This is a genomic window from Massilia glaciei (genome assembly GCF_003011895.2).
Lineage (GTDB): Bacteria > Pseudomonadota > Gammaproteobacteria > Burkholderiales > Burkholderiaceae_D > Telluria_A > Telluria_A glaciei.
In genome coordinates this window covers 32,819-56,430 of the sequence record NZ_PXWF02000050.1, presented here as the reverse complement: position 1 = coordinate 56,430, position 23,612 = coordinate 32,819, and the positions used below count along the sequence as shown (strand labels likewise).

Annotated in this window: 24 protein-coding genes; 9 read left to right on the top strand and 15 right to left on the bottom strand. The window is 63.5% G+C overall.

Features of this window, described 5'->3' with window-relative positions; all coding sequences use genetic code 11:
• Window positions 1-123: 123 nt before the first annotated feature.
• On the bottom strand, window positions 124-759 hold the full coding sequence (locus tag C7C56_RS03985; protein WP_106756197.1) for an SGNH/GDSL hydrolase family protein: 636 nt from the start codon (window positions 757-759) through the stop codon (window positions 124-126).
• Between the two features lie 116 nt (window positions 760-875).
• Here C7C56_RS03985 and C7C56_RS03980 point away from each other — a divergent pair, with 116 nt between their 5' ends.
• Window positions 876-1,637: a DUF72 domain-containing protein gene (locus tag C7C56_RS03980; protein ID WP_219933099.1), complete on the top strand. Its 762-nt coding sequence runs from the start codon at window positions 876-878 to the stop codon at window positions 1,635-1,637.
• A gap of 806 nt (window positions 1,638-2,443) precedes the next feature.
• Window positions 2,444-3,784: an IS4 family transposase gene (locus C7C56_RS03975; RefSeq protein ID WP_441295166.1), complete on the top strand. Its 1,341-nt coding sequence runs from the start codon at window positions 2,444-2,446 to the stop codon at window positions 3,782-3,784.
• A 43-nt stretch (window positions 3,785-3,827) separates the two neighbouring features.
• On the opposite strand, the gene C7C56_RS03970 is transcribed toward C7C56_RS03975, so the two are convergent.
• Genes C7C56_RS03970 through ompR form a run of 3 tightly spaced genes read right to left on the bottom strand, consistent with a single transcriptional unit; the run spans window position 3,828 to window position 6,893 of the window.
• On the bottom strand, window positions 3,828-4,799 hold the full coding sequence (locus tag C7C56_RS03970) for a threo-3-hydroxy-L-aspartate ammonia-lyase (protein WP_106756196.1): 972 nt from the start codon (window positions 4,797-4,799) through the stop codon (window positions 3,828-3,830).
• Between the two features lie 19 nt (window positions 4,800-4,818).
• Window positions 4,819-6,192, bottom strand: coding sequence for a sensor histidine kinase family protein (locus tag C7C56_RS03965; protein ID WP_229458050.1), 1,374 nt, complete (start codon window positions 6,190-6,192; stop codon window positions 4,819-4,821).
• Window positions 6,192-6,893 (bottom strand): osmolarity response regulator transcription factor OmpR, encoded by a 702-nt coding sequence (gene ompR / locus C7C56_RS03960; protein ID WP_229458088.1) that lies wholly within the window; start codon window positions 6,891-6,893, stop codon window positions 6,192-6,194. The genes C7C56_RS03965 and ompR overlap by 1 nt, the downstream gene beginning before the upstream one ends.
• A gap of 270 nt (window positions 6,894-7,163) precedes the next feature.
• Between ompR and C7C56_RS03955 the strand changes: the two genes are divergently transcribed.
• From C7C56_RS03955 to C7C56_RS28585, 4 genes are all read left to right on the top strand, one after another.
• Window positions 7,164-7,670 carry a hypothetical protein gene (locus C7C56_RS03955; RefSeq protein ID WP_106756194.1) on the top strand — a complete coding sequence of 169 codons (507 nt, stop codon included), beginning with the start codon at window positions 7,164-7,166 and terminating at the stop codon, window positions 7,668-7,670.
• Between the two features lie 261 nt (window positions 7,671-7,931).
• Complete coding sequence (locus tag C7C56_RS27910) at window positions 7,932-8,114, top strand: hypothetical protein (protein WP_146204272.1); 183 nt, start codon at window positions 7,932-7,934, stop codon at window positions 8,112-8,114.
• 8 nt (window positions 8,115-8,122) lie between these two features.
• On the top strand, window positions 8,123-8,332 hold the full coding sequence (locus C7C56_RS03950; RefSeq protein WP_146204271.1) for a hypothetical protein: 210 nt from the start codon (window positions 8,123-8,125) through the stop codon (window positions 8,330-8,332).
• 205 nt (window positions 8,333-8,537) lie between these two features.
• Window positions 8,538-8,678 (top strand): hypothetical protein, encoded by a 141-nt coding sequence (locus C7C56_RS28585; RefSeq protein WP_181373014.1) that lies wholly within the window; start codon window positions 8,538-8,540, stop codon window positions 8,676-8,678.
• A 51-nt stretch (window positions 8,679-8,729) separates the two neighbouring features.
• Here the strand turns inward: C7C56_RS28585 and C7C56_RS27905 are convergent, their stop codons facing one another.
• Window positions 8,730-9,158 (bottom strand): hypothetical protein, encoded by a 429-nt coding sequence (locus C7C56_RS27905; protein WP_146204270.1) that lies wholly within the window; start codon window positions 9,156-9,158, stop codon window positions 8,730-8,732.
• 194 nt (window positions 9,159-9,352) lie between these two features.
• Between C7C56_RS27905 and C7C56_RS03945 the strand changes: the two genes are divergently transcribed.
• Window positions 9,353-9,577, top strand: coding sequence for a hypothetical protein (locus tag C7C56_RS03945; protein WP_106756192.1), 225 nt, complete (start codon window positions 9,353-9,355; stop codon window positions 9,575-9,577).
• A 280-nt stretch (window positions 9,578-9,857) separates the two neighbouring features.
• Here C7C56_RS03945 and arfB read toward each other — a convergent pair whose 3' ends face one another.
• Window positions 9,858-10,256 (bottom strand): alternative ribosome rescue aminoacyl-tRNA hydrolase ArfB, encoded by a 399-nt coding sequence (arfB, locus tag C7C56_RS03940; protein WP_229458043.1) that lies wholly within the window; start codon window positions 10,254-10,256, stop codon window positions 9,858-9,860.
• A 271-nt stretch (window positions 10,257-10,527) separates the two neighbouring features.
• Between arfB and C7C56_RS03935 the strand changes: the two genes are divergently transcribed.
• A complete protein-coding gene (locus C7C56_RS03935; protein ID WP_106756215.1) occupies window positions 10,528-11,001 on the top strand; it encodes a chemotaxis protein CheW in 474 nt (157 codons plus the stop codon).
• Between the two features lie 32 nt (window positions 11,002-11,033).
• On the opposite strand, the gene C7C56_RS03930 is transcribed toward C7C56_RS03935, so the two are convergent.
• The 9 genes from C7C56_RS03930 to C7C56_RS03890 form a co-directional block, all read right to left on the bottom strand.
• Window positions 11,034-13,028, bottom strand: a complete 1,995-nt coding sequence (locus tag C7C56_RS03930) for an ATP-binding cassette domain-containing protein (RefSeq protein WP_106756190.1) — start codon at window positions 13,026-13,028, stop codon at window positions 11,034-11,036.
• 122 nt (window positions 13,029-13,150) lie between these two features.
• Window positions 13,151-14,035 carry a 50S ribosomal protein L3 N(5)-glutamine methyltransferase gene (gene prmB, locus C7C56_RS03925; protein WP_106756189.1) on the bottom strand — a complete coding sequence of 295 codons (885 nt, stop codon included), beginning with the start codon at window positions 14,033-14,035 and terminating at the stop codon, window positions 13,151-13,153.
• Between the two features lie 26 nt (window positions 14,036-14,061).
• Complete coding sequence (gene dapE / locus C7C56_RS03920) at window positions 14,062-15,204, bottom strand: succinyl-diaminopimelate desuccinylase (RefSeq protein ID WP_106756188.1); 1,143 nt, start codon at window positions 15,202-15,204, stop codon at window positions 14,062-14,064.
• Entirely contained in the window at window positions 15,201-15,554 is a 354-nt protein-coding gene (locus tag C7C56_RS03915; protein WP_106756187.1) for an ArsC family reductase, read from the bottom strand. The genes dapE and C7C56_RS03915 overlap by 4 nt, the downstream gene beginning before the upstream one ends.
• A gap of 422 nt (window positions 15,555-15,976) precedes the next feature.
• Window positions 15,977-17,119 (bottom strand): PilT/PilU family type 4a pilus ATPase, encoded by a 1,143-nt coding sequence (locus C7C56_RS03910; RefSeq protein ID WP_106756186.1) that lies wholly within the window; start codon window positions 17,117-17,119, stop codon window positions 15,977-15,979.
• A 26-nt stretch (window positions 17,120-17,145) separates the two neighbouring features.
• A complete protein-coding gene (dapD, locus tag C7C56_RS03905; protein ID WP_106756185.1) occupies window positions 17,146-17,973 on the bottom strand; it encodes a 2,3,4,5-tetrahydropyridine-2,6-dicarboxylate N-succinyltransferase in 828 nt (275 codons plus the stop codon).
• Window positions 17,974-18,047: 74 nt separating this feature from the next.
• The gene (gene dapC / locus C7C56_RS03900) at window positions 18,048-19,280 is read right to left on the bottom strand and encodes a succinyldiaminopimelate transaminase (protein WP_106756184.1); all 1,233 of its coding nucleotides are present in this window, start codon (window positions 19,278-19,280) and stop codon (window positions 18,048-18,050) included.
• A gap of 592 nt (window positions 19,281-19,872) precedes the next feature.
• Window positions 19,873-20,160 carry a hypothetical protein gene (locus tag C7C56_RS03895; RefSeq protein WP_146204269.1) on the bottom strand — a complete coding sequence of 96 codons (288 nt, stop codon included), beginning with the start codon at window positions 20,158-20,160 and terminating at the stop codon, window positions 19,873-19,875.
• A 265-nt stretch (window positions 20,161-20,425) separates the two neighbouring features.
• On the bottom strand, window positions 20,426-22,621 hold the full coding sequence (locus C7C56_RS03890) for an ATP-binding protein (RefSeq protein ID WP_106756182.1): 2,196 nt from the start codon (window positions 22,619-22,621) through the stop codon (window positions 20,426-20,428).
• Window positions 22,622-22,922: 301 nt separating this feature from the next.
• Between C7C56_RS03890 and C7C56_RS03885 the strand changes: the two genes are divergently transcribed.
• The gene (locus C7C56_RS03885) at window positions 22,923-23,612 is read left to right on the top strand and encodes a lysozyme inhibitor LprI family protein (protein WP_106756181.1); all 690 of its coding nucleotides are present in this window, start codon (window positions 22,923-22,925) and stop codon (window positions 23,610-23,612) included.

Here is a 23,612-nt window from a genome sequence, read left to right as displayed (position 1 = left end):
GGCTGCAAATCCGCCTGGCGGTCCAAATTTCGCCGCTTTTTTGGTCAATAGAATAACTATTGACCTTCAAAATCGTCGCAATCTGTCCTCGCCCAGCCGAATTTTCGCTTCGATTCCAGGCTGCTAGTTTGCAACGACGTTGGCGCCTCGTGCAGAGGAAGCGGGTTCAGTGACAGCGAGAACAATCGCGCGCGCAATCTTGGCTCCGCCCGATCCTGACGGCTCGATCGGATTGGCGTAGTCGTCTGCGCAGTTGCAGATGGAGCGCAGGTCGATCACTTTGAGGCGCATCTCAACTGCGATCCTGATTATGACATCGTTAAACACGGTTAGTGCGACCGCAACGCGTCGTTGATAGTCCGGGTCTGGAAAATTTCCGTGGTAGATCGTGCAGACCACAAGCGGCAGATTGCGCTTGAGACAGTCCTGCACAGCGCCCCGGTACGCGAGCTCGAAATCTTGCGCAAGCGCATAAAACAGGAGCAAAGCCTCGCCGCTCGACGTTACTGGCGTTTCCAGTATGTCCTGGCAGAGCAAGGCATTGTTGCCTCCAATGCTCAGCAAGAGATGGGACGCATCCGGTGGAAGCGACGCGAGCTGGGGCTGGAGGTCGTCGGTCGTCGCGCCATCGACCGCGTTCAATGTGGCGCGCCAACCCGGCGGAAGCTGTTGCCGGACATGCGCGATGACGGCCGGGCCACCGGCGGTATAGGCGGCGTTGTCGAGGATCGAATCGCCAAGTAGGACTACATTGTGCATCGCTTGCTGCCTTATGTCGGGGTTCGGCGGGCCGTTTGCTAAGTGTGGCGTGCGCCGGCCATTATTAAATTTCTTGTAATATTTTACCCGGATAAACGCGACTGGAAAGGTGGGAAATGGAAGGTCGAAAGCATCAAGACGGCATGCTACAACTTGGCTGCGCAGGTGCGTCCATTCCGTCCGAGGCGACGGCCGCGTTTCCAGCCGAAGGCAGCCATCTGGAGCGTTACGCGTCGATTTTCAACACGCTCGAAATCAATTTCTCATTTCATCGGGCGCACAAGATCCAGACTTACGCGCGCTGGGCCGATTCGGTTCCTTCCAAGTTCCGCTTTTCGGTCAAGCTGCCTAAAACCATCAGCCATCAACTGCGGCTCGCGCAGTGCGAAGAACCGCTGCGGAAGTTCGCCACCGAAACCGCCGGCCTGGAACAGAAGCTTGGCTGCGTGCTGGTGCAATTGCCGCCAAGTCTGCAGTTCGACAGTACCGTGGCCGATTCGTTCTTCAATTTGCTGGCACGCGCGTTCCCATGCGAGCTTGCCTGCGAGGCCAGGCATCCTTCTTGGTTTGGCGAAGACGCGACCGATTTGTTAAGGTCGCATGCGATTGTGCGGGTGATTGCCGATCCGCCCAAGGGGCAAGCCGGCGCGCACGTGCCGACCACCGATACGATTTACGCGCGCCTGCATGGCAATCCAAGGGTCTATTACTCCTCGTACCCAGATGATTATTTGGCCGCCATGGCGCGCGATATCGCCGTCCATAATGTGGCGGGAAGGACTGTATGGTGCATATTCGATAATACTGCATCCGGCGCGGCCGTTTCCAATGCATTGACGCTTTTAAACTGCCGTCATAAATCGGTGGCCGCGATTTAGCCCTCCGTGTTAACATGCGCAAACGGCGGTTCGGAAATTCACCAGTTGCCTGCACCCGCTGTTATTTTCAACAGGGAGAACGACGATGTTTTCGATCATCTTGGGAAGCGGCTTGGTTTTGGGCCCACTCGGCGTTCATCACCTGTATCGCCGGTATAGTAATTCAAGCACTGAGAGGCTGAGAGTCTTTCGATCATGCCCGCTCAGCACGCCAGAAAGCGCCAGTTCGTCGTTGCAAATGCTCGCCATAGCCCGCTATGGCTGTGCTTTGCGCCTCGATCTGCCGCTTTCTGGCGGGCTGCTCGGACACGCCCGAAAAACTCTCAGCCTCTGAGGCGACGCCCAGTTCTGGCGATGGCGGTGGTGGCTTCGCTCCCATGCAGTCGAGTACCGCAAACAACTGCGATCGTACTTCTTCGGATTCGGACAGTTGCGATGGCGGCGGAGATGGTGGCGGCGGGGATTGAGCGCCGGTTGCCGGCGCGTCGCGGCATTCGCCAAGCAAGCGATCGGGAAGTGGCGGGGAATAACAATTTCCCCGTTATATGCCTTAAGTCAGGAAAACGAGAGCGGCCCTGCCAGCCGATCGGCTCGAATCACCAATTCCCAATCACGTAGTCTGGAGCGTTGCTTGCCTTGACGTCAGCCGAAGACGCATGGCAGTTAAACGCATAGGTTTATACACATTTCAATGTTGCGGAACGGTGCAAATACAGCAACTATTCCAAAATTGTCGTTTACTCGCAACAATTGCCGAAAGGCATTGTAAACTTTGAGAATTTCAGGTTTACTCTTGTCTTTTGCTCATCAATATTATGACCGAAGCGACGCAATGGATGGATGTTGAATTTAAAAACCTGGACCTTGGAGATGCTCGTCTCGACAAACGGGCAAGGAAGATAGTCGAGCAATTTATGACCAACCTGAGCGCAAGCATCCCACAGGGATGTGGTGGCTGGAGCGAAACGATGGCTACCTACCGCTTCCTGGAGAACGAAGCGGTCGAATGGCGCAACATTATGGCGCCACATTGGGAGCAAACCCAAATTCGCATGACAAAGCATCCTGTCGTCTTGTGCATCCAGGATTCAACGGAGTTGAATTATAACGGCCAGCAGATCACCGGCCTTGGTCCGCTCAGCTACGAATCGCAACGCGGCATGTACCTGCATCCGACCTACGCGGTAACGCCGGAGCGCTTGCCACTGGGGGTTGTGGACGCGTGGATGTGGGCGCGCGAGCAGCGTGACGCAGACGGCGTGCGGCCAGGCATGAAAGAGAGCATTCGGTGGCCGGAAGGCTATGCGCGCGTAGCCGAAATGGCGGCCGAGATGCCAGGCACTCGATTGGTGTACGTAGCCGACCGCGAAGCGGACATGATCGAATTGATGAAGTGCGCACACGACGCAGGCACGCCAGCGGACTGGCTGGTGCGTGCGAAGACGAACCGCGCATTGCCTGACGGTGGCAAGTTGTGGTCGACGACGACGGCGGGCGAACCACTGGGCGAGATCACTTTCATGATGGGACCGCGCGGAACGCAGAAAGGGCGCAAGGTACGCCAGCAACTGTGGGCTAAAGAGGTCGACTTGCCGGCCGGACGCGCGACCACGGTCAAGGCGACATGCATTATCGCGCGCGAGATCGATACTCCAGTGGGCTCCGAAGCAGTCGAATGGCGCTTGCTGACCAACCGCAGCGCCACGACATTGGACGAGGTCGTCGAACTGGTCGAATGGTACTGCGCGCGGTGGGAAATAGAAATTTACTTCCATGTCCTCAAGAACGGCTGCAAGGTCGAGACCATGCAACTGGGGCACATTGAAAAAATCGAACGGGCCTTGGCGCTGTTCATGGTCGTGGCATGGCGCATCGCGTTCCTGATGCGTTTGGGACGCACCTGTCCAGATCTCGACGCGCGCAACTTCTTCGACCCCGACGAAATTCGCGGCGCCTATCTGCTCACGAAGCAGCCCAAGCCAGATTCACCTACCCTGAACGAGATGGTGCGCATGGTTGCACGGGTCGGTGGATTTCTTGGACGCAAAAGCGATGGCGAACCTGGCGTGAAGACAATTTGGCAGGGCCTGCAGGAAGTGCGGATTGCCGCTTTGACGCTTCAAGCGCTACGCGACGAAGGGACATGACTTGTGTATAAACCTATGAGCTAAACGTCGGCGCTTATTGGAATCAGCCCACTAACTTGGCGAACGCCGCCAGATCGACATTGCCGCCGCTAATCAGAATCCCCACGCGCTTGCCCTCGAGCGGCAGCACGTGGTGCAGCGCGGCGGCGGCGGCCAGGCAGCCGGTCGGCTCGACCACCATCTTCATGCGCTCGGCGAAAAACTTCATCGTCGCCACCAGTTGCGCGTCCGAGACGGTGACGATGTCGTCCACATGGCGCAAGATCACGGCGAAGTTGTGCTCCCCCAGGTGCGTGACCTTGGCGCCGTCGGCGATTGTGTCGGGCACCGCGATATGCACCACGCGGCCGGCGCGCAGCGATTGGAGGCCGTCGTCGCCGGCCTCCGGTTCGACCCCGATCACCCTGCACGAAGGGCTCAACGCCGCCGCGGCCAGCGCCGAACCGGCCAGCAGGCCGCCGCCGCCGAGGCACACCAGCAGCACATCGAGTTGGCCGACCTCGTCGAACAGTTCCTTGGCCGCCGTGCCCTGGCCGCAAATCACATCCGGGTGGTCGTACGGTGGGATCAGCGTCATGCCGCGCTCGCGCGCGAGGCGGCGTCCGATTTCTTCGCGGTCTTCGGTGTAGCGGTTGTAGCTGATCACTGCGCCACCATAGCCCTTGGTGGCGGCCACCTTCAGTTCGGGCGCGTCGTGCGGCATGATGATGGTCGAGCCCATGCCGAGCAGGCTGGCCGACAACGCGATGGCCTGCGCGTGGTTGCCAGACGAGTAGGTCAGGACCCCGGCGCGGCGCTCCTCGGCGCTGAATTTGGCGAGCGCGTTGTAGGCGCCGCGGAACTTGAAAGCGCCCATGCGCTGCAAATTCTCGCACTTGAAAAACAGCTGCGCGCCTGCCGCCTGGTCTGCCGTGCGCGAGGTCAGCACGGGTGTGCGGTGGGCCACGCCATGCAGGCGCTGGGCCGCCTTTTCGACTTCGCTGTATTGGAGTAGATTCATGTCGGGCAGGTGCATGTCGATCCTCGGGCCGGCTTCAAGTAAGTGGGTGCATCAGGATCTGGACCAGCAGGCCGCCGCCTTCGCGGTTGCGCACGTTCAGTTCGGCGTTGTGGCGGCTCACCACGCGCTCGACGATCGCCAAGCCAAGGCCGGCGCCGTTGGCCTGGCCGCGCGCGCTGTCGAGGCGGGTGAACGGTTTGAGCAGTTGGTCGATCTGGTCGTCGGGCACGCCGTGGCCGTGGTCCTGCACCTCGATCACCACGCGCTCGCCCTGCGCGAGGGTGCGCAGGTGGCAGCGGATGTCGATTTCGCACAGCTCGGTGTCGGGCGTTTTGCCATAGCGGCGCGCGTTCTCGACCAGGTTGTTGAAGACGCGCCGCAGATCGGTCGGGTTGCCCATCACGTGCACCCGGTCGCCGATGTCGACCGTGACGCGCACGTCGAGCATGCGCTCGGCCTCGTGCGCGCTGTCGGTCAACAGCGCGCCGACGTCGACCGGCACGAACGACGCCGCATCGGTCGGCTTGGCATAGTCGAGGAACTGGCCGATGATGGCGTCCATCTGGGCGATATCGGACTGCATGCCGTCGCGCGCCTCGATCGACAGCTTGGCCATCTCGACCTCGAGCTGCATTCGCGCCAGCGGCGTGCGCAGGTCGTGCGAGATGCCCGCCAAAATGACGGCGCGGTCGGACTCGACGCGCTGCAGGTCGTCGACCATCTGGTTGAAGCTGCGGTTCGCCTCGAGGATCTCCTGCGGCCCTTTTTCGGGCAGCGGTGTGGGGCGCCGGCCCTGTGCGATCGCGCGCGCGGCGGCCGCCAGGCGCGCCAGCGGCAGGTTGACGAGGCTCGAGATGATGGCCGCGCCCAGCAGCGAGAGCAGGCCCACCAGACCGGCCCATCCAAGCCACTGGAACCCGGTCAGGCCCTCGAAGCGTTCGCGTTCGAGCATGAGCCAGTATTCGTCGCCGGCGATTTTGAAGCTGACCCAGAATCCGGCCACGCCATTGACGCGCGCCGAAAAGCGCGTGTCCTGGCCCAGCTTGGCCTTGACGATGGCCTCGATGTCGCCCATCAGCGTATTGTCGGGCGGCGGGCCGACCTCGTCGGAAGGCTCGAGCGGGAAGATGCGGATGCCTTCGTTGCTGACCAGTTCAAAGAGCAGTTCGCGCCGCAGGTCGGGCGCCGAGTGGGTCAGTGCGGCGTGCGTGATGGTGACCACCGAGATCACCTGGGCGGCGATCTGCTGCGCCTGCGGTCCGCGCTGGACCATGCTGATCATCCCGATCCACGAGGCCATCGACAAGGTGGTCAGGATCCCGAGCAGCAGGAAGGTGCGCCAGAACAGCCCGCTCCTGAGCCAGGACAGGCGGACCGGTTTGGACGCGGTTGCGGCGGCGCTGCGCACTAGCGCGGCTGGCCTTCGGGGATGAACACGTAGCCGAGGCCCCAGACGGTCTGGATGTACAGCGGGCTCGATGGGTCGGGTTCGATCAGCTTGCGCAGGCGCGAGATTTGCACGTCGAGGCTGCGGTCGAACACCTCGTATTCGCGCCCGCGCGCCAGTTCCATGAGCTTCTCGCGCGAGAGCGGCTGGCGCGCGTGGCGCGCGAACACCTTGAGCACCGAGAATTCGCCGGTGGTCAGCGGCACGGTTTCGCCGTTCTTTTTGAGCGTGCGCGTGGCCAGGTCGAGCACGAACTGGCCGAACTCGAACGAGGCCGGGGTCTCGGACGGCGCGCCGGGGATCTCGTCGGGGCCTTTGCGGCGCAGCACGGCGCCGATGCGGGCGACCAGTTCGCGCGGGTTGAATGGCTTGGGCAGATAGTCGTCGGCGCCCATCTCGAGGCCGACGATGCGGTCGACGTCTTCGCCTTTGGCGGTGAGCATGATGATCGGGGTCTTGTCGCCGGCGCCGCGCAGGCGGCGGCAGATAGACAGGCCGTCCTCGCCCGGCAGCATCAGGTCGAGCACGAGCAGGTCGTAGCGCTCGCGCAGCCACAGCTTGTTGAGCGCGGTCGCGTTCTCGGCGGTGGTGACTGCGAAACCCTGCTCGGTCAGGTAGCGCCGCAGCAGGTCGCGCAGGCGCACGTCGTCGTCGACCACCATGATCTTGGAGGCGTGGCCGCTGGCGGGCGTGGGCGTTGTATTGCCGCCCGTGGTCTGGTTCGATTGAGTGGTCATATCGCAGTCAAGTTTGTCATATGCATGTTGCTATGGTAACGTCTAGGCGCGCGCAAGGTGGCGACTCGCTACAAGGCATTACATTGTGTTACAAACTTTACCCAATTGGTCTTATACCTGAAGGTGAATGGTCATACACTGGGTTAAAGCGGAACAAGCTTATCTGTTTACAAGGCATCACGGAAGAGGAACACCATGAATATCGCGCTCAATCAAATCGCCGCAGCCAAAAGCGCAAATTCGCATCGCCGTTTTTCGTTCGTCCGCGCCGCAGTCGCGGGCTGTGTGCTCGGCTTTGCGGTGGCGTCGGCCGCCGTCGCCGGGCCTTTCGACCAGGAGCGCGACGGCCCGCGCCAGGAGCAGGGGCAGCGCGACGCGCGCTCCGAGCGACAGTACTACGCGCCCCAGCGCGCGCCCGAGCGCGAAACGCGCCAATTCGAGCAGCGCCAGGACGTGCAGCGCCAGAATGTGCAGCGCCATTACGAGCAACAGCGCCAGTACGACCAACGCCAGGTCGACAACCAGCGCCAGTTCGAACAGCGCCAGGCCGACCGCGCCCAAGAAGACCAGCGCCGCGCCCAGGACCAGCAGGGCGGCGACTCGGGTCGCAAGGGCCGCCTGACGCCGAGCGAGCGGGCCGACCTGCGGCGCCAGATCAACGAGGCCGGGCAGGACATCTACGGCAAGCCGCCACGCCGCTGACACAACAAAAGGCCCGCCGGTTTCGCGGGCCTTTTCAATTGGGGTGCCCAATTTTTCATCTTCGGCTTATGGGGAAAAGACTGAAGACCGGATGGGAAGCCGCAAACGCAGCCTCCAGACTAACTCTAAAATAAAAGCGGCCTAAGCTCCGGCGGTGTGCGCGACTCGGGCATCGATCCCTTCAATTAGCTTAGCGAGGGGCCGGACGGCGCGATGACGCCGCGCCGGATTGTTTGAAGCTTCTTAACGAAGGAATACCTCATGCACGTTGTATCCATGGAGTCGCTGGAAGGATCGGCTTGCGGTGGCGGGCTCGACCTATTGCAAAAGTTCGGCAGCGCCTCCGGCACCGGCGGCGCCGGCTTTGGCGCCTCGAAAATGACTGGCGGCGCCGGCGGTGAAAACAAGTCCGACTGGTATATCGAACAATATTCCAGTCAATGAGGGTGGCCATGAACCGACCTCCCGTTTATGCGAGCCGCCGCAAGATGGTGTTGTACGCGCTGCTTGGTCCCGCCATCGGCGTGGGCATTTCCAAGCTCGTGTACGGCGAGTTGTTGCCGGCATGGGCAGCGGTACTGCTATACGGCCTCACCGTCTGGTTCCTGCTCCACTCAAGCAAGCGGGCTAAGCCCGCTAAGCCGCCTGCGCCATTGAAGTGAGCCTTGGGTGCGCCCGGCTTGCCGCGCGGCCGCACCATTTCCTCCACGTTGCGGGCCATCGACAAGATTATAGAAATCAAGACGCTCCCGCTGCATACCTATCGAAGATCAGTCGCTGACATTTGCGCGCAGCGCCTTGGCCGTGTGAGGCTTTGCCGTCGAGCCGCTTGCGCTGTGAGCTGCGGGTTGGGCGGCGGTCGACTCCGTGAGCGACGTGGTGGCGCTCGAGGCCGGCCAGATCAGCTTGATTGTGTACTGCGGCGTCCCCGAACGGCGCCTGATCCTGGTCGATATCGACAAGCTGATGTCGGTGCGGCGCGCCGAAGGGGCGCGTCAACCCCCGTAAGGAGCAGTGCCCCGAACACCAAGGTGTGATCGCAACCTGAAAACGGTCAAGTTACATGTCTGATTGTCGGTACTCGAGCCTGTGCAGCCGCTCGCAGCAGAAGGCAACCGCACCAGTTGGCTCGCAAATGTCCCTTATTTGGCGTTCATGCAAGCGTGGTGCCTCAAGCCGAATGCCCCCCGTAATCGGGGCAACGATGAACCGTTCCGCCAGCAAGTTATTTGGGCTGCCCTTCCAACAGTCCGGGTTTTCGCCTGCGCTAAAACCGCGCACCGAGGTCCGGTCCAACCCCAACTCATGTGGCGATGATTTCGGATGGAATGATTTGATTTTGATACGAATGATTTGATGTGAAGGCGCAAATACAGCCTCCAGCCTAACTCTAGAATAAAGGAAAAATTGCAGAGCTACGCCGAGCTTGCGAAGCAGGGTTTTATGCAGCGCGCCCTCGCCCAGGTGGAAGCCGATTTGAGCGCCCAACTGCCGCTCCAGAAAGCCCTCGAAAGCCTACTGCAGGACGGTAAAGTTCAAGCCGGGCATGACGCTGGAGGCCGACATTCAACAGGATCGCAGGAAGCTGTAGGAATGGGTGCTCGGTCCCATCGTCAGCTCCGCGAAGGGCCAGGCGCGGTAACACGCGACTGGAACTTGTAGTGTTTACAGGAGGTTTGGCTATGGCGAAATTTTTGGGGAAGGGATTGCGGCTCAAGCTCGCCGCCCCTACTGGGTTGAGGTTGATGCTGGAAATGATGCTCGGGAGCGGGATAGGGATGCTCATTGCCGACGTACTTTTCCAGACAAATCCGTTGGTGCTGCTCGCGCTCTGGTGCACGGTCAACATATATTTCGTGTGCCACCGGACGCCGGACGGGAAGGGGCTCGACTTCAAAGTTTGGTGACACGCCGTCGCCGATAAGGAGGCCAGACACGGAAAGCGGATGGATTTGCAGTGTTCGGTAACACGCGGCGGGAAAGTTCGGTTGGTTACAGGAGGAAATTCAGCGCTTAGTGGGCGAAGCCTAGGAGTCGTTCAAAAATAACTGTAACAATTGGATTGGCCCTGGCGGGCGCGCTGCCGCGTTGTTCGTCGTCGCCATAGTTTGCTATGACTCCTTCTCGCGCCTTGCATCGCAATCCGCCAAAGCCGCCCAATTGTCACACTCGTATATTCACGGCTCCTTAGTCGCTGATCTTCGCGCGCAGCGCCTTGGTCTGGCCGTGCGAGGCTTTGCCGTCGAGCCGCTTGCGCTGCGAGCTGCGGGTCGGGCGCGTGGGCCTGCGCACCGCCGCCACCACGGCCACGCTGTCGATCAGTTCCTGCAGGCGCCGCAGCGCGTCCTCCTTGTTTTGCTCGAGGCTGCGCGATTGCTGCGCCTTGAGCACCAGCACGCCGTGGCGCGTGATGCGCTGGTCGGCCAGCGCGAGCAGCCGCTCCTTGATCGCGTCGGGCAGCGACGAGGCGCCGATGTCGAAGCGCAGGTGCACCGCGCACGAGACCTTGTTGACGTTCTGGCCGCCCGGCCCCTGGGCGCGGATCGCGCTTAGTTCGACCTCGGCCGGCACCAGCTGCGGGCTCACCGCAGGCTCCACAATCGACACATCGGCAACCCCTTCGGCAGCAAGATTGGACAAATAATCGGACAAAAAACCGGACAAAAAATCGGACAAAAAATCGGACAGGAAACCAGACGGCGGAACCAGCACCGCATTGTACGGCGCCCGGCGCGAGCTTCGCGGGCTAATACATTTCATCAGGAAATATTGACCGCAGTCAACGATGGCCGGCGCCACTCCCCGTAGCATGGAATTTCAGTAATTTGGCCGCTTCATGACAGACGAAAGGACCATCATGCACCCAGACGCAGTCGACCCAGCGGTTCCCGGCGCGAGGAAATTCCTCAGTTTCGGGCTTGGTGGACTCGAGTATGGTCTCGACGCCGACCGGGTGCGCGAACTGCGCCCGCTCACCGCGCTCGAGCGCGTCTCGAATGAAGGCCAGATCGTGCATGGCGTGGCGCTCGCGCGCGGCGTGATCATGCCCCTGGTCGACATGCGCGTCGCGCTCGGCACGCGGCCGTCGGCGCCGGACCGGCTCACCGACGTCATCATCTTGCAGCTCTCGAGCTGCGTGATGGGGATGGTGGTCGACTCCGTCAGCGACGTGGTGGCGCTCGAGGCCGGCCAGATCAGCCCGATCGCCCAGCGCGGCGTGCCCGACTACCTGATGGGGCTCGGCCAGCTCGAGGGGCGGCGCCTGATTTTGGTCGACATCGACATGCTGATGTCGGTGCGGCGCGCAGAAGGGGCGCGCCGGGCCGCGTAAGGAGCAGTGCCCCCAGGCGCCGTAACTGCGGCTTACGCCGCCAGCCCTTCGAGCTGCTCCTGCAGCTCGAGCCACTCGGACTCGAGCTGGGCCAGGTCCTTGCCAAAGAACGACTGGTCGGCCAGCAGCGTCTTGAGCTTGGCCTTGTTGGCCGCGTCGTAGATGCTCGACTCGGCCAGCTTGGCGTCCACTTCCGCCTTCTGGCCATTGCGCTTGGCGATCTGCACCTCGAGATGCTTGATCTTGACCTCGATCGGCTTCTTGAGCGCGGCGATGCGCTGGCGCTCCTCGGCGTCGGCGCGCTTCTGGTCCTTCTTGTCGACCACCGCGGTCGGCGCGGCGACCGCCGAGGCGGTCGGGAACGCCGTCTTGTTGTCCTTGCCGGCGGCCGGCAGCACGCTGGTGCCCTTGCCCAGCTTGGTCTGGAACAGCCAATCCTTGTAGTCGTCCAGGTCGCCGTCGAACGGCTGCAGCTTGCCGTCGGCGACGATGATGAACTGGTCGGTCGTGGCGCGCAGCAGGTGGCGATCGTGCGACACCACCACCAGCGTGCCCTCGAACTGGGCCAGCGCCATGGTCAGCGCCTCGCGCGTTTCGAGGTCCAGATGGTTGGTCGGCTCATCGAGCAGCAGCAGGTTGGGGCGCTGCCAGACGATCAGGGCCAGCGCCAGGCGCGCCTTTTCGCCGCCCGAGAACGGGCGGATCGAGCTGGTGACCATATTGCCCGGGAAGTTGAAGCCGCCCAGGAAGTTGCGCAGCTCCTGCTCGCGCACGGTCGGCGCGATTTTGGCGAGGTGCCACAGGGGCGACTCGTCGTGGCGCAGCATCTCGACCTGGTGTTGGGCGAAGTAGCCGATCGACAGGCCCTTGCCGATGGTCGCGTCGCCCGTCAGCGGCGCCAATTCGCCGGCGATGGTCTTGATCAGGGTCGACTTGCCGGCGCCGTTGACGCCCAACAGGCCGATGCGTTGGCCGATCTGGAGCGAGAATTTGACGTCGCGCACGATCGCCTTGTCGCCGATGACGTCGCCGTGCTCGTTGAGCAGGTGGTAGCCGCAGTCGACGTCCTCCATCACCAGCAGCGGGTTGGGCGCGGCCAGCGGCTCGCGGAACTCGAACGAGAATTCGGCGGCGGCGCGCAGCGGCGCCATCTCCTCCATCTTGGCCAGCGCCTTCATCCGGCTCTGCGCCTGACGCGCCTTCGAGGCCTGGGCCTTGAAGCGGTTCACGAACGACTCGAGGTGGGCGCGCTGGCGCGCCTGCTTTTCCATCATGCCGGCGGCCAGGATCATCTGGGCGGCGCGCTGGCGCTCGAAGCTCGAGTAGTTGCCCGAGTAGCGTTTGAGCTTGCGCTCGTCGATGTGCACGACCACGTTGACGATCTCGTCGAGGAAGTCGCGGTCATGCGAAATGATGACCAGGGTGCCGGTGTAGCGCTTGAGCCAATCCTCGAGCCAGATGATGGCGTCGAGGTCGAGGTGGTTGGTCGGCTCGTCGAGCAGCAGCAGGTCGGACGGGCACATCAGCGCCTGCGCCAGATTCAGGCGCATGCGCCAGCCGCCCGAAAAACTCACGATCGGCTGCTGCATCTGGTCGAGCGTGAAGCCCAGGCCAAGCAGCAGCTGCTCGCCGCGCGAGGTGACGGTGTAGGCGTCGGCGTCGGCCAGCGCGCTGTAGATGTTGCCGATGGCGATGCCGTTTTCGGCCGTGTCGGGCATCGACTCGAGGCGCGCCAGCTCGGCTTCGAGCTTGCGCAGCGTGACGTCGCCGTCGATCGCGTAGTCGAGCGCGCAACGCTCGAGCGGCGGCGTCTCCTGCGCCACGTAGGCCATGCGCCACTTGCTCGGGAAGTCGATCTCGCCCTGGTCGGCGTGCAGTTCGCCGCGCAGCATGGCGAACAGGCTCGATTTGCCGGCGCCGTTGGCGCCGATCAGACCGATCTTGTCGCCCGGGTTGAGGGTCAGGTCGACGCTCTCGAGCAGGGGCTTGGTGCCGCGCATGAGGCTAACGGAGAGGAAACGTATCATTCTTTTCTTTTCTAGGAGGTGCGTGCGGGCGGCAGGCCTTTCAAGCCGGTCCGCCCGCGCCATGGCCGTGGCCATGAAGGTTTTTATATCGGTTTTACTGCGTCCTTGTCACTGCATCGTCATCACTGCAACTGGTCGGCGCCGATCATGAACACCATGTCGTCGCCCGCGCTCGTGGTCAGCCAGGTCAGGCCAAGGTCGCAGAAGGCCGCCTCGGCGTATTCGCGCTCGTTGCCGATCTCGATGATGAGCAGGCCGTCCGGGGCCAGGCGTTCGGCCGCGCCGGCGATGATCTTGCGCACCAGGTCCATGCCGTCGGCGCCGCCGCCGAGCGCGATCTGCGGCTCGTGCAGGTACTCGGGCGGCAGCTTGCTCATCGAGTCGCTGTTGACGTAGGGCGGATTGCTCACGATCAGGTCGTATTTCTTGAACGGCACGTTCTGGTACAGGTCCGAGCAAATCGGGTTGACCCGGCCGTCGAGCTTGTAGTCGCGGATGTTGCGCTCGGCCACGGCCAGCGCGTCGCTGGAGATGTCGACCGCGTCGACCACGCTGTTGGGGAAGGCGTCGGCCAGCATGATCGCCAGGCAGCCCGAGCCGGTGCACAGTTCGAGGATGTTCTCGACGTTCTCGTAGTCGCCGACCCAAGGGCTGAACTGTTGTGGAATGAGTTCGGCGATGAACGAGCGCGGCACGATGACGCGCTCGTCGACGTAGAACGCGTAGGTGCCAAGCCAGGCCTGGTTGGTGATGTAGGCGGCCGGCACGCGCGTGGTGCAGCGCCGCTCGATCACAGCCAGCACCTTCAGCACCTCGTCGGGCAGCAGGCGGGCGTCGAGGAAGGGATCGAGCTTGTCGAGCGGCAGATGCAGCGTGTGCAGGATCAGGTAGGCCGCCTCGTCGAGCGCCTCGGCGCTGCCATGGCCGAAAAACAGCTTGGCGCCATTAAAACGGGTGACGGCGTAGCGCAGCAGGTCGCGCGGCGTGGTGAAAGTAGTCGTAGTCATGGCCAGGGTTTCGGTTGGGCGCGGCGTTACGCCAGCAGGTTTTCCAGAGTGCGGCGGTAGATATTCTTGAGCGGATCGATGAAACGCACCTCGATGTGCTCGTCGATCTTGTGGATGCTGGCATTCGGAGGGCCGAATTCTATCACTTGCGGGCAGATCCGCGCGATGAAGCGCCCGTCGCTGGTCCCGCCGGTGGTCGACAATTCGGTGTGCACGCCGGTTTCGTCGGCGATCGCCTGCGCCAGCGCGTCGGACAATTGGCCGCGCGGCGTGAGGAAGGGCAGGCCGTTGAGGGTCCAGTCGAGCGTGTAGTCGAGGCCGTGCTTGTCGAGGATCGCGTGCACGCGCGCCTCGAGGCCGTCGGCCGTGCTCGCGGTCGAGAAGCGGAAGTTGAAGGCGACCGTCATGAGGCCGGGGATCACGTTGCCGGCGCCGGTGCCGGCGTGGATGTTCGACATCTGCCACGAGGTCGGCAGGTAGTACTCGTTGCCCTCGTCCCAGCGCTCCGCGACCAGCTCGGCCAGCGCGGCGGCGCCCTGGTGGATCGGGTTGCGCGCCAGTTGCGGGTAGGCGATGTGGCCCTGCACGCCCTTGACCGCCAGCGTGCCCGAGAGCGAGCCGCGGCGCCCGTTCTTGATGGTGTCGCCCAGGATGTGGGCCGAGGTGGGCTCGCCGACGAGGCAGAAGTCGATCGTTTCGCCGCGTTCGCGCAGGCGCTCGCAGACGATGACGGTGCCGTCGGTGGCCGGGCCCTCCTCGTCGCTGGTGATCAAAAAGGCGATCGAGCCGCGGTGCCGCGGGTGGGCGCCGGTGAATTCCTCGACCGCGACGACCATGGCGGCGATCGAGGTCTTCATGTCGGCGGCGCCGCGCCCGTACAGTTTGCCGTCGCGCACGGTCGGCACGAACGGCTTGGACGCCCATTGCTCGGCCGGTCCGGTCGGCACCACGTCGGTGTGGCCGGCGAACACGAACACGGGCGAGTCGCTGCCGCGGCGCGCCCACAGGTTGGTCACGCCGTTCGATTCGATGGTCTCGCACGCGAAGCCGAGCGGCGAGAGCAGTTCGATCAGGCGCTGCTGGCAGCCATTGTCCTCGGGGGTGATCGAGGATAGTGCCATCAGCGCTTCGGACAGCGCGTGGGTGCGCGATTTGGCCGGCGTGCTCATGCGCCGAACAGCTGCTGGTATTTGTCGCTTGAAAAGCCGACGCTCAGTTTGCCCGGGGCCTGCAGCACGGGGCGCTTGATCACGGAGGGGAATTCGAGCATGAGCGCGAGCGCGCTGTCTTTGTTTTGCACGGCGGCCTTGCGCGCGTCGGGCAGATTGCGCCAGGTGGTGCCCTTGCGGTTGACCAGGACGTCCCAGTCGAGTTGTTCGAGCCAGGCGGCCACGGTGGCACTGTCGAGACCCTGCTTTTTGAAGTCGTGGAAGGCGAATTCGTGGCCCTGATCGGCCATCCAGGTACGGGCTTTTTTGACGGTGTCGCAGTTCGGGATGCCGTACAGGGTAGTTTTCATGGGTCAAGGTCAGGGTCGATGCGCTGCAGCGCCTGGAAGGGCGCGACACGGGCGAAAAACACAACGCGGGGGAAGTCGGGAGGATAACATAATGGCGCCCGGGGGGCGCCATCATCAAAGGATATTGCACAGCATCAGAAATCGTGTCGTTAAAGCACAAGTATCATAAACCAACGTCATCCTCCCGGAGGCGGGGACCCATACTGAGCGTGTATATACGCGGAGTTCAAATTTTCAGGCTCGGGACTGTACGACAAAAATTTTTCAAGGCGCATAACCGCGTGCTCAGCATGGGGCAAACGCATGCGTTTGCACTTTCGCGGGGATGACGGGGAGCGCGCGGGGATGACGGGGAGCGCGCGGGGATGACGGGGAACGCGGAGAGCGCGGGGGCGACGAAAGCCCGGCCTGACGCCAGCTTTTTACCCCAGCGTGAACTCCTTGAACGAGCTGCCGTCGTCCTCCGGTTTTTCCGGCGGCGCCTCGGCCGCGCCCGGCTTGGCGGCGGTGGCGTTGTTAAGCAGCCACAACAGATTGGTCGCCGAGTCGGCATTGGCCAGCGCCTCCTCCTGCGTGACCAAACCGCTCTTGACCAGCGCGAGCAGCGCCGACTCGAACGACTGCGAGCCCGGCGACAGGCTTTTCTCCATCGCCTCCTTGATCTGGCCGATCTCGCCCTTTTCGATCAGGTCGGCCACATAGCGCGTGTTGACCATGATCTCGACCGCCGCCTGGCGCGTGCCGCCGGCCGCCGAGCGCACCAGGCGCTGCGAGACGATGGCCTTGACCGCCGACGACAAGTCCTGCAGCAGCGCCGCGCGGTTCTCGATCGGGTAGAAGCTGATGATGCGGTTGAGCGCGTTGTAGCTGTTGTTCGCGTGCAGCGTGGCCAGCACCAGGTGGCCCGATTGCGCGTACGCGAGCGCGGCGGCCATGGTTTCCTTGTCGCGGATCTCGCCGATCAAAATGCAGTCCGGCGCCTGGCGCATCGAATTGCGCAGCGCCGTGTAGAAGGTGGCCGCGTCGCTGCCGATCTCGCGCTGGTTGACGATCGACTTTTTGTTCTTGAACAGATACTCGATCGGATCCTCGAGCGTGAGGATGTGGCCGGCGCGCAGTTCGTTGCGGTGGTCGAGCATCGAGGCGATCGTGGTCGACTTGCCCGAGCCGGTCGCGCCGACGAGCAGCAACAGGCCGCGCTTTTCCATGATCAGCTCGGACAGCACCTCCGGCAAACCGAGGTCGGCGAGGGCGGGGATGACGGCGGGCACGAAACGGAACACGGCCGAGATCGAACCGCGCTGGCGGAACGCCGACAGCCGGAAACGCCCCAGGTTGGGCACCGAAATGCCCATATTGAGCTCGTTCTCGCGTTCGAGTTCCTCCATTTGCTCGGGCGAGGCGACCTCGGCGAGCAGGGCGCGGATGTTCTCCCGTTCCAATTTTTGCTGATTAATCGGGATAAGGTTCCCGTTCATCTTGATGTGCACAGGCGAGTTCACGGCGAAAAACATATCCGACGCGTTCTTTTCCTTCATCAAATGGAACAAGCGATCCATTGCCATCGTGCTCTCCTAACAAACCTATTGGTTTAAATTCCGCGCAACAGTTCGTTGATGCCCGTCTTGGCGCGCGTTTTGGCGTCGACCCGTTTGACGATCACCGCGCAATACAGGCTGTAGCTGCCGTCTTCCGATGGCAGGTTGCCCGACACCACGACCGAACCCGAGGGCACCCGTCCGTAGCTGACCTCGCCGGTGGCGCGGTCGTAGATCTTGGTCGACTGGCCGATGTAGACGCCCATCGAGATGACCGAGTTCTCCTCGACGATCACGCCTTCGACGATCTCGGAGCGCGCGCCGATGAAGCAGTTGTCTTCGATGATGGTCGGGTTGGCCTGCATCGGCTCGAGCACGCCGCCGATGCCGACGCCGCCCGACAGGTGGACGTTCTTGCCGATCTGGGCGCACGAGCCGACCGTGGCCCAGGTGTCGACCATGGCGCCCTCGTCGACGTAGGCGCCGATGTTGACGTAGGACGGCATCAGCACCACGTTCTTGGCGATGAAGCTGCCGCGGCGGGCCACCGCCGGCGGCACCACGCGGAAGCCCCCGCGCGCGAAGTCGTCGGCCGTGTAGTTGGCGAACTTGGTCGGGACCTTGTCGTAGAACTGCATGGTGCCGTCGGAGGTCATCACCGAGTTGTTTTCGAGGCGGAACGAGAGCAGGACCGCTTTCTTGATCCACTGGTTCACCACCCAGTCGGCGCCGGTTTTCTGGGCCACGCGCAGGGTGCCGTCGTCGAGCCCGGCGATCACGTGCGCGACCGCGTCACGCAGTTCGGCCGTGCCGTTGGACGGGGTGATGTCGGCGCGTTGTTCCCAGGCCGTGTCGATGATGGTTTGCAATTGTTGGGTCATGGTCTCTAATGGTGGCGGATATATCGTAAGAAATGTTTATTTGTATCAAATAAATGCGGAATTAACGGAATAACTCAGGCGGTTTCGCGCAAGGCGTGGCAAAACTGCACGATCCGGGAGGCGGCCTCGAGGCCCTCGTCGACCTCGGCCACCAGCGCCATGCGGATGCGTCCGCTTCCGGGGTTGATCCCGTGCGCTTCGCGCGCAAGATAGCTTCCTGGCAACACCGTCACATTATATTCGGTGTAAAGACGGCGCGCGAACTCGGTGTCCGACAGGCCGCTGCGGCGCACGTCGGCCCACAGGTAGAAGCCGGCGTCGGGCAGTTCGACGTCCATCACCTGCTTGAGCATCGGCGTGACGAGCTTGAATTTTTCGCGGTATTTGGCGCGGTTCTCCTGCACGTGGGCCTCGTCGCCCCAGGCCGCGATCGACGCCGCTTGCACCGGCGGCGACATCGCGCCGCCGCAGTAGGTGCGGTACAACAGGAATTTCTTGATGACGGCCGGGTCGCCCGCGACGAAGCCCGAGCGCATGCCCGGCACGTTGGAGCGCTTCGACAGGCTCGAAAAGACGATCAGGTTGGCGTACGGGCGCTCGCCGCCGCTGCGCCCGAGCTGGTGCGCCGCCTCGAGCGCGCCGAGCGGCGGCGCGCCGCCGTGGTAGATCTCGGAATAGCACTCGTCGGCCGCAATCACAAAGCCGTGTTCGTCGGCCAGCGCGAACAACTGCCGCCAGTCGTCGACAGTGAGCGTGGCGCCGGTCGGATTGCCGGGCGAGCACAGGTACAGCAGCTGTACGCGCGGCCAGACGGCGGCCGGCACGCCGGCGTAGTCGCAGGCGAAATTGCGGGCCGGGTCCGAATTGACGAAGTAGGGCTCGGCGCCGGCCAGGTAGGCCGCGCCCTCGTAGATTTGGTAGAACGGATTCGGGCACATCACCAGCACCGGCTGCGCGGGGTCGCGCGCCGGGTCGATCACGCAATGGGCGATGCCGAACAGCGCCTCGCGCGAACCGTTGACCGGCAGGACCTGGGTGGCAGGGTCGAGCGCGGGCACGCCGTAGCGGCGCTCGAGCCAGCCGGCGATGGCCGCGCGCAAGGGCTCGCCGCCGACCGTGCTCGGATAGCTGCCCAGGCCGGCGATGGCGTGGGTCAGCGCTTTTTCGATGAAGACTGGCGTTGGATGCTTGGGCTCGCCCATGCCGAGGCTGATGGCGGGGTAGGCCGGATTGGGGCTGGCGCCGGCGAACAGTTGGCGCAGTTTTTCGAACGGGTAGGGGTGCAGTTTGTCGAGATGTGGATTCACGTCGTAACCATCATAAGCGCATCGGGGTGCAAAGGCACTACAGCTTCACTATTATAGCCCTGAAAGAGCGTGCTGCGTTGCAGCATGCGGTGTTGCTAAAGTGAAATCAAGATTGCCGCTCTCGCCACGTGTCCGGGTTCAGCCCCCTCCTTGAAAGGCGATGTCGACCAGCAAAAGCCGGGTGGCGCAAATTGTCAAGCCCGCCGGTGAGGGGCGCTTCGGCCGGCGGCGGTGGCGCGGGCCGTCCAGGTGCCGAACACGAGGATTCCGGCGGAGACGCTCTCGGCCAGGTGGCTGCACTGGCGCGGAAAGCGATTATGTGCGCGTGGGGATGGTGCGTTTGAATGTGGCACGGCGTACGCAGAACGACGCAAAGTCTTGGCGCGTTTCCTTGTCCCGAATCGCCCCCAAGGACCCTTCCGAACAATCCTTTTCGGTGATGGGGGACAGAGACGCACGCATGCGAGTTCTTGATCGCCGGGGTGGCCTTGCTCACTTGTAGCTTACTTGTAGCTAGGACGCCGCCATGAACCGCCCGGCGGCGGCAGTCGAGTCCGCAGCGCCGCCATGCATTGGCTTGGACGGCATTCGTCTATTTCCTTTTTTGCAGCAAGCGGAATTCCTCCGACAGCATGAACAGGCCGCCGATCGGCAGGCCGTCGGAGCTGCGCAGCTCGATCGAGACGCTCGCCTTGGTTCCTTCGCCAAAAATGCCATCGATGCGGTAATCGTTGGTGAGCAAGGCAAGGTCGTCGACCTTTTGGTCGCCGGAGAGCGAATACTCGACGAAATCCTGGCAATAATCAAGAACCTCTTGGTTGACCGACACCAAACGCACGATATCACCCACGCCAACTTCGTTTCCGTCTATATCTTTCATTACTGCCTCTCAAAAGTTGAGGTGACCGCCGGCCGCCCATCGTACGAAAATGTAACTCTGCGGCACTTAGACATGCTCCTCCTCAATCTTGCATCTGTAAAGTGCAAGTTTAGAACCAAGCAACACATCCGGGCCAAAAAATTGCGCCGGATCCGACAACGTTACTTTATAGGTGGAGGTGGCGTCAAGGCGCGGTGAGGGATTGCTCAGGATTGCCTGGGAGCCTGTGGCCGCGGTGTCGTCGATGATCGGGATGGCGGCGCGATCATTCGGCGCCGTTCGGGCCGGCGTACCGCATGAGCATGTCGAGGATGGCTTTGGACTGGTAGGCGTTGGCCAGCAGCCGCAGTTTGGCGGCGAACGGCGCGTAGCGCGCGTCGTCGGCCTCGATCGCCTCGGCGCGCCTGCGGATGGCGCGCATGTTGCCCTCCCTGGCGAGCTGGCACAGCGCCGCGATCTCGGGCGCCGGCGGCACCGCCTTGCCGGCGTCGTGGGCCGGGCCCGGCGCCAGCGTGTCCGCCACTTCGGCCTCGTAGGCCAGGGTCAGGCCGAGCAGCTCGCCGAGCTTTTCGAGCAGCCGGTTTTGCCGGACCGGTTTGCTCATGAAGGCGTCGACCCCGGCTTCGTAGGTGGCGCCCTCGTCCTCGCGCGTGACGCTGGCCGAAATGGCGATGATGCGCAGGCCGCCGCCGCCGGGCAGGGCGCGCATGACGCGGGTCGCCTCGAGTCCGTCCATGACCGGCATCACGATGTCCATCAGGACCGCGTCTGGCCGCCATTCGCCGGCCACGCGCACGCCCTCGCGCCCGTTGACGGCCAGCGCGATCTCGAAGCCGACGTGTTCGAGCAGGTCCTTGAGCACCTGCCGGTTGGCGTCGACGTCGTCGACCACCAAAATCCGCTTGCGCGGCCCGGCGTAGCCGACCACCATGCGTTCGAGGCTGGCCGGCGCCAATCCGGCGCCCGCCAGCGGCACCTCGATCTCGAACCAGAACGCGCTGCCGGCGCCGACTTCGCTGCGCACGCGCAGCTCGCTGTCCATCAGGCGCACCAGTTGGCGGCTGATGGCCAGGCCGAGCCCGGTGCCGCCGGCCTGGCGCCTGACGTCGCCGACCTGCTCGAACTGCCGGAAGATATGCTCGACCTGGTCGGGCGCGATGCCGACCCCGTTGTCGCGCACCTCGAGCCGCAGGCCGACCCGTCCGCCCGCGGCCGGGCGCGCCGTCACATGCAGGCCCACATGGCCGGCGTCGGTGAACTTGACGGCGTTGTCGAGCAGGTTGAGCAGCACCTGGCGCAGGCGCTTTTCGTCGATCAGCACGGCGGGCGGCAGGTCGGCGGCGGGCGCGAACGCGAAGCCGAGGTTTTTCTGCTCGGCCTTGACGCGGATGATGTTGACGATGCCGTTCAGGAAGGACGCCAGGTTGACCGGCTCGGGCATGAGGTCGAACTTGCCGGCCTCGATCTTGGCCAGGTCGAGCAGGTCGGTGATGAGCATGAGCAAATGCTCGCCGCTTTGCTGGATCGTGTTCAGGCCGATGCTCTGGCGCTCGCTGCGCATCTTGTCGCGCTTGAGGATCTGGGCGTAGCCGAGGATGGCGTTGAGCGGGGTGCGCAATTCGTGCGTCATGCTCGACAGGAAAGCGCTCTTGGCCTGGTTGGCGACGTCGGCGCGCTCCTTGGCCGCCTGCAGCTCGACGGTGCGTTCGCGCACCAGTTCCTCGAGGTGCTCGCGGTGGCGTTGCAGCTCCTTTTGCGTCAGCGCGCGCTGCTCGATGTCGCTCTCGAGTATTTTGTTCTTGCTGTTGATTTCGCTGAACAGGGCGTTGAGCGACTGGCGGGTCAGTTCGAGGCTCACGCCCAGTTGGCCGAGCTCGTCGGTCGCCCGCCACGTGAACGGGGTGTCGAGGTCGCGCGCGGCCAGGCGCGCCGACTCCTGCATCAGGCGCCGGATCGGCACCAGCACGCGGCGCCGCAGCAGGATCACGATCAGCAGCAGGCTGAGCAAAAGCTGGCCGGCCACGGTCCAGCCGAACAGGGCGCGGTCGCGCGCGACCTCCTTGTCGAGTTCGCCGCTGTCCATCTCGACGCTGACGCTGCCGATGGTCTCGCCGCGGTAGAGCACCGCCTGCCTGCGCGTGAACAGCCGTCCGGCGCGCCGCTCGGGGTGGTGTTTCGACAGGAAGGTGCCGTTCTTGAGGTCTTGCACGGTGATGCCGACGATGCGGTGGTCGCCGAACACCGATTCGAACAGGGGCAGGCCGCCGGTGGGGTCGATGTTCCACAGCGGCTCTTGCATGCCCAGCGCGAGGATCGCCGTCATGCGCCTGTGCTCGGCCTGCATGCGATGCTCGAGCGCATCCTTGCGCTGGTCGAGCGTCAAAAAGCTGCTCACCGACACCGGGATCAGCAGGCCGACCATGACGGTCAGGACGATCGAGGCGCGCAGCCTCATCTGCATCACGCGCGGCCCCCGCGGATAACTGCGGGGCCAAGCTCGCACGGGCCGCAAGGCCGCGTGGCGCGACCCGGTGGCCGCCAACGATGGCGTGCCCGGTTCCCTGTTAGCTGAAAAAGCATACTTCCCGATCGGCGGTTGTTTGCGATGGATCAATGCAGCATACCAAAATTTAACCTGTCCAGGGACGGGAGCGCTAACGTGCGCCAAGCCGCTTTTAAGTGCATGGAAACAACAATTCGCCGCGTGGGGACGCGGCAGCATGGTAAAGTCAGGCTCGCAAATGCCCACACGCTATAAAACAATGAACCTTCCCCGCTCCGGCCACAAGCGCACGCTCGCACTGCTGTTTTTGCTGGCCAGCGGCATGGCCCAGTCGGCGAGCTTCGACTGCGCCAAGGCGCGCAGCGACACCGAGAAGCGCATCTGCGCCGACCCGGCCGTCTCCAGGCTCGACAGCGAGCTGGCGCTGGTCTACCGCGACACCATGGCCGGCGTGGCGCACAAGGGCGCGCTCAAAGGGTGGCAGAAGCAATGGCTTTGGTCGACCCGCGACGACTGCGCCGACGCCGCCTGCCTCGGGCTTGCCTACGCCGCCCGGATCGCCGAATTGCGCGGGCACACGCGGGCGGGCGCGGCGGCGGGCGGGGTTTCCGGGCGCTACGAGCGCCACTATCGAAACAAGCCCGACAAGACGGCCACGATCGACGTCTTCGCGCTGCCGGGCAACCGGGTGCGGGTGCTCGGGAGCGCGCACTGGCAGAGCGCGAATCCGGACAATGTCAACATCGGCGACATCAGCGGCGTCGCCACGCTCGACAAGAAGGTGCTGCGCTACCGCGATGGCAATGGCGATCGCGAGGGGGAGATCGGCTGCATGTTGACGTTGACGTTTGCGGGCGATGCGCTGACGGTGAGCGATGACAATCGCCGCTGCGGCGGGCACAACGTCACGTTCGACGGCGCCTACCGGCGCGCGTCGGGAAGCAAGTAA

What these genes read in the sequence shown, in the direction of transcription:
- C7C56_RS03985 (WP_106756197.1), bottom strand. Translation starts at nt 759, where the DNA reads ATGCACAATGTAGTCCTACTTGGCGATTCGATCCTCGACAACGCCGCC.
- C7C56_RS03980 (WP_219933099.1), top strand. Translation starts at nt 876, where the DNA reads ATGGAAGGTCGAAAGCATCAAGACGGCATGCTACAACTTGGCTGCGCA.
- C7C56_RS03970 (WP_106756196.1), bottom strand. Translation starts at nt 4,799, where the DNA reads ATGCACCTGCCCGACATGAATCTACTCCAATACAGCGAAGTCGAAAAG.
- ompR (WP_229458088.1), bottom strand. Translation starts at nt 6,893, where the DNA reads ATGGTGGTCGACGACGACGTGCGCCTGCGCGACCTGCTGCGGCGCTAC.
- C7C56_RS03955 (WP_106756194.1), top strand. Translation starts at nt 7,164, where the DNA reads ATGAATATCGCGCTCAATCAAATCGCCGCAGCCAAAAGCGCAAATTCG.
- C7C56_RS27910 (WP_146204272.1), top strand. Translation starts at nt 7,932, where the DNA reads ATGCACGTTGTATCCATGGAGTCGCTGGAAGGATCGGCTTGCGGTGGC.
- C7C56_RS03950 (WP_146204271.1), top strand. Translation starts at nt 8,123, where the DNA reads ATGAACCGACCTCCCGTTTATGCGAGCCGCCGCAAGATGGTGTTGTAC.
- C7C56_RS03945 (WP_106756192.1), top strand. Translation starts at nt 9,353, where the DNA reads ATGGCGAAATTTTTGGGGAAGGGATTGCGGCTCAAGCTCGCCGCCCCT.
- C7C56_RS03935 (WP_106756215.1), top strand. Translation starts at nt 10,528, where the DNA reads ATGCACCCAGACGCAGTCGACCCAGCGGTTCCCGGCGCGAGGAAATTC.
- C7C56_RS03930 (WP_106756190.1), bottom strand. Translation starts at nt 13,028, where the DNA reads ATGATACGTTTCCTCTCCGTTAGCCTCATGCGCGGCACCAAGCCCCTG.
- prmB (WP_106756189.1), bottom strand. Translation starts at nt 14,035, where the DNA reads ATGACTACGACTACTTTCACCACGCCGCGCGACCTGCTGCGCTACGCC.
- dapE (WP_106756188.1), bottom strand. Translation starts at nt 15,204, where the DNA reads ATGAGCACGCCGGCCAAATCGCGCACCCACGCGCTGTCCGAAGCGCTG.
- C7C56_RS03915 (WP_106756187.1), bottom strand. Translation starts at nt 15,554, where the DNA reads ATGAAAACTACCCTGTACGGCATCCCGAACTGCGACACCGTCAAAAAA.
- C7C56_RS03910 (WP_106756186.1), bottom strand. Translation starts at nt 17,119, where the DNA reads ATGGCAATGGATCGCTTGTTCCATTTGATGAAGGAAAAGAACGCGTCG.
- dapD (WP_106756185.1), bottom strand. Translation starts at nt 17,973, where the DNA reads ATGACCCAACAATTGCAAACCATCATCGACACGGCCTGGGAACAACGC.
- C7C56_RS03895 (WP_146204269.1), bottom strand. Translation starts at nt 20,160, where the DNA reads ATGAAAGATATAGACGGAAACGAAGTTGGCGTGGGTGATATCGTGCGT.
- C7C56_RS03890 (WP_106756182.1), bottom strand. Translation starts at nt 22,621, where the DNA reads ATGCAGATGAGGCTGCGCGCCTCGATCGTCCTGACCGTCATGGTCGGC.
- C7C56_RS03885 (WP_106756181.1), top strand. Translation starts at nt 22,923, where the DNA reads ATGAACCTTCCCCGCTCCGGCCACAAGCGCACGCTCGCACTGCTGTTT.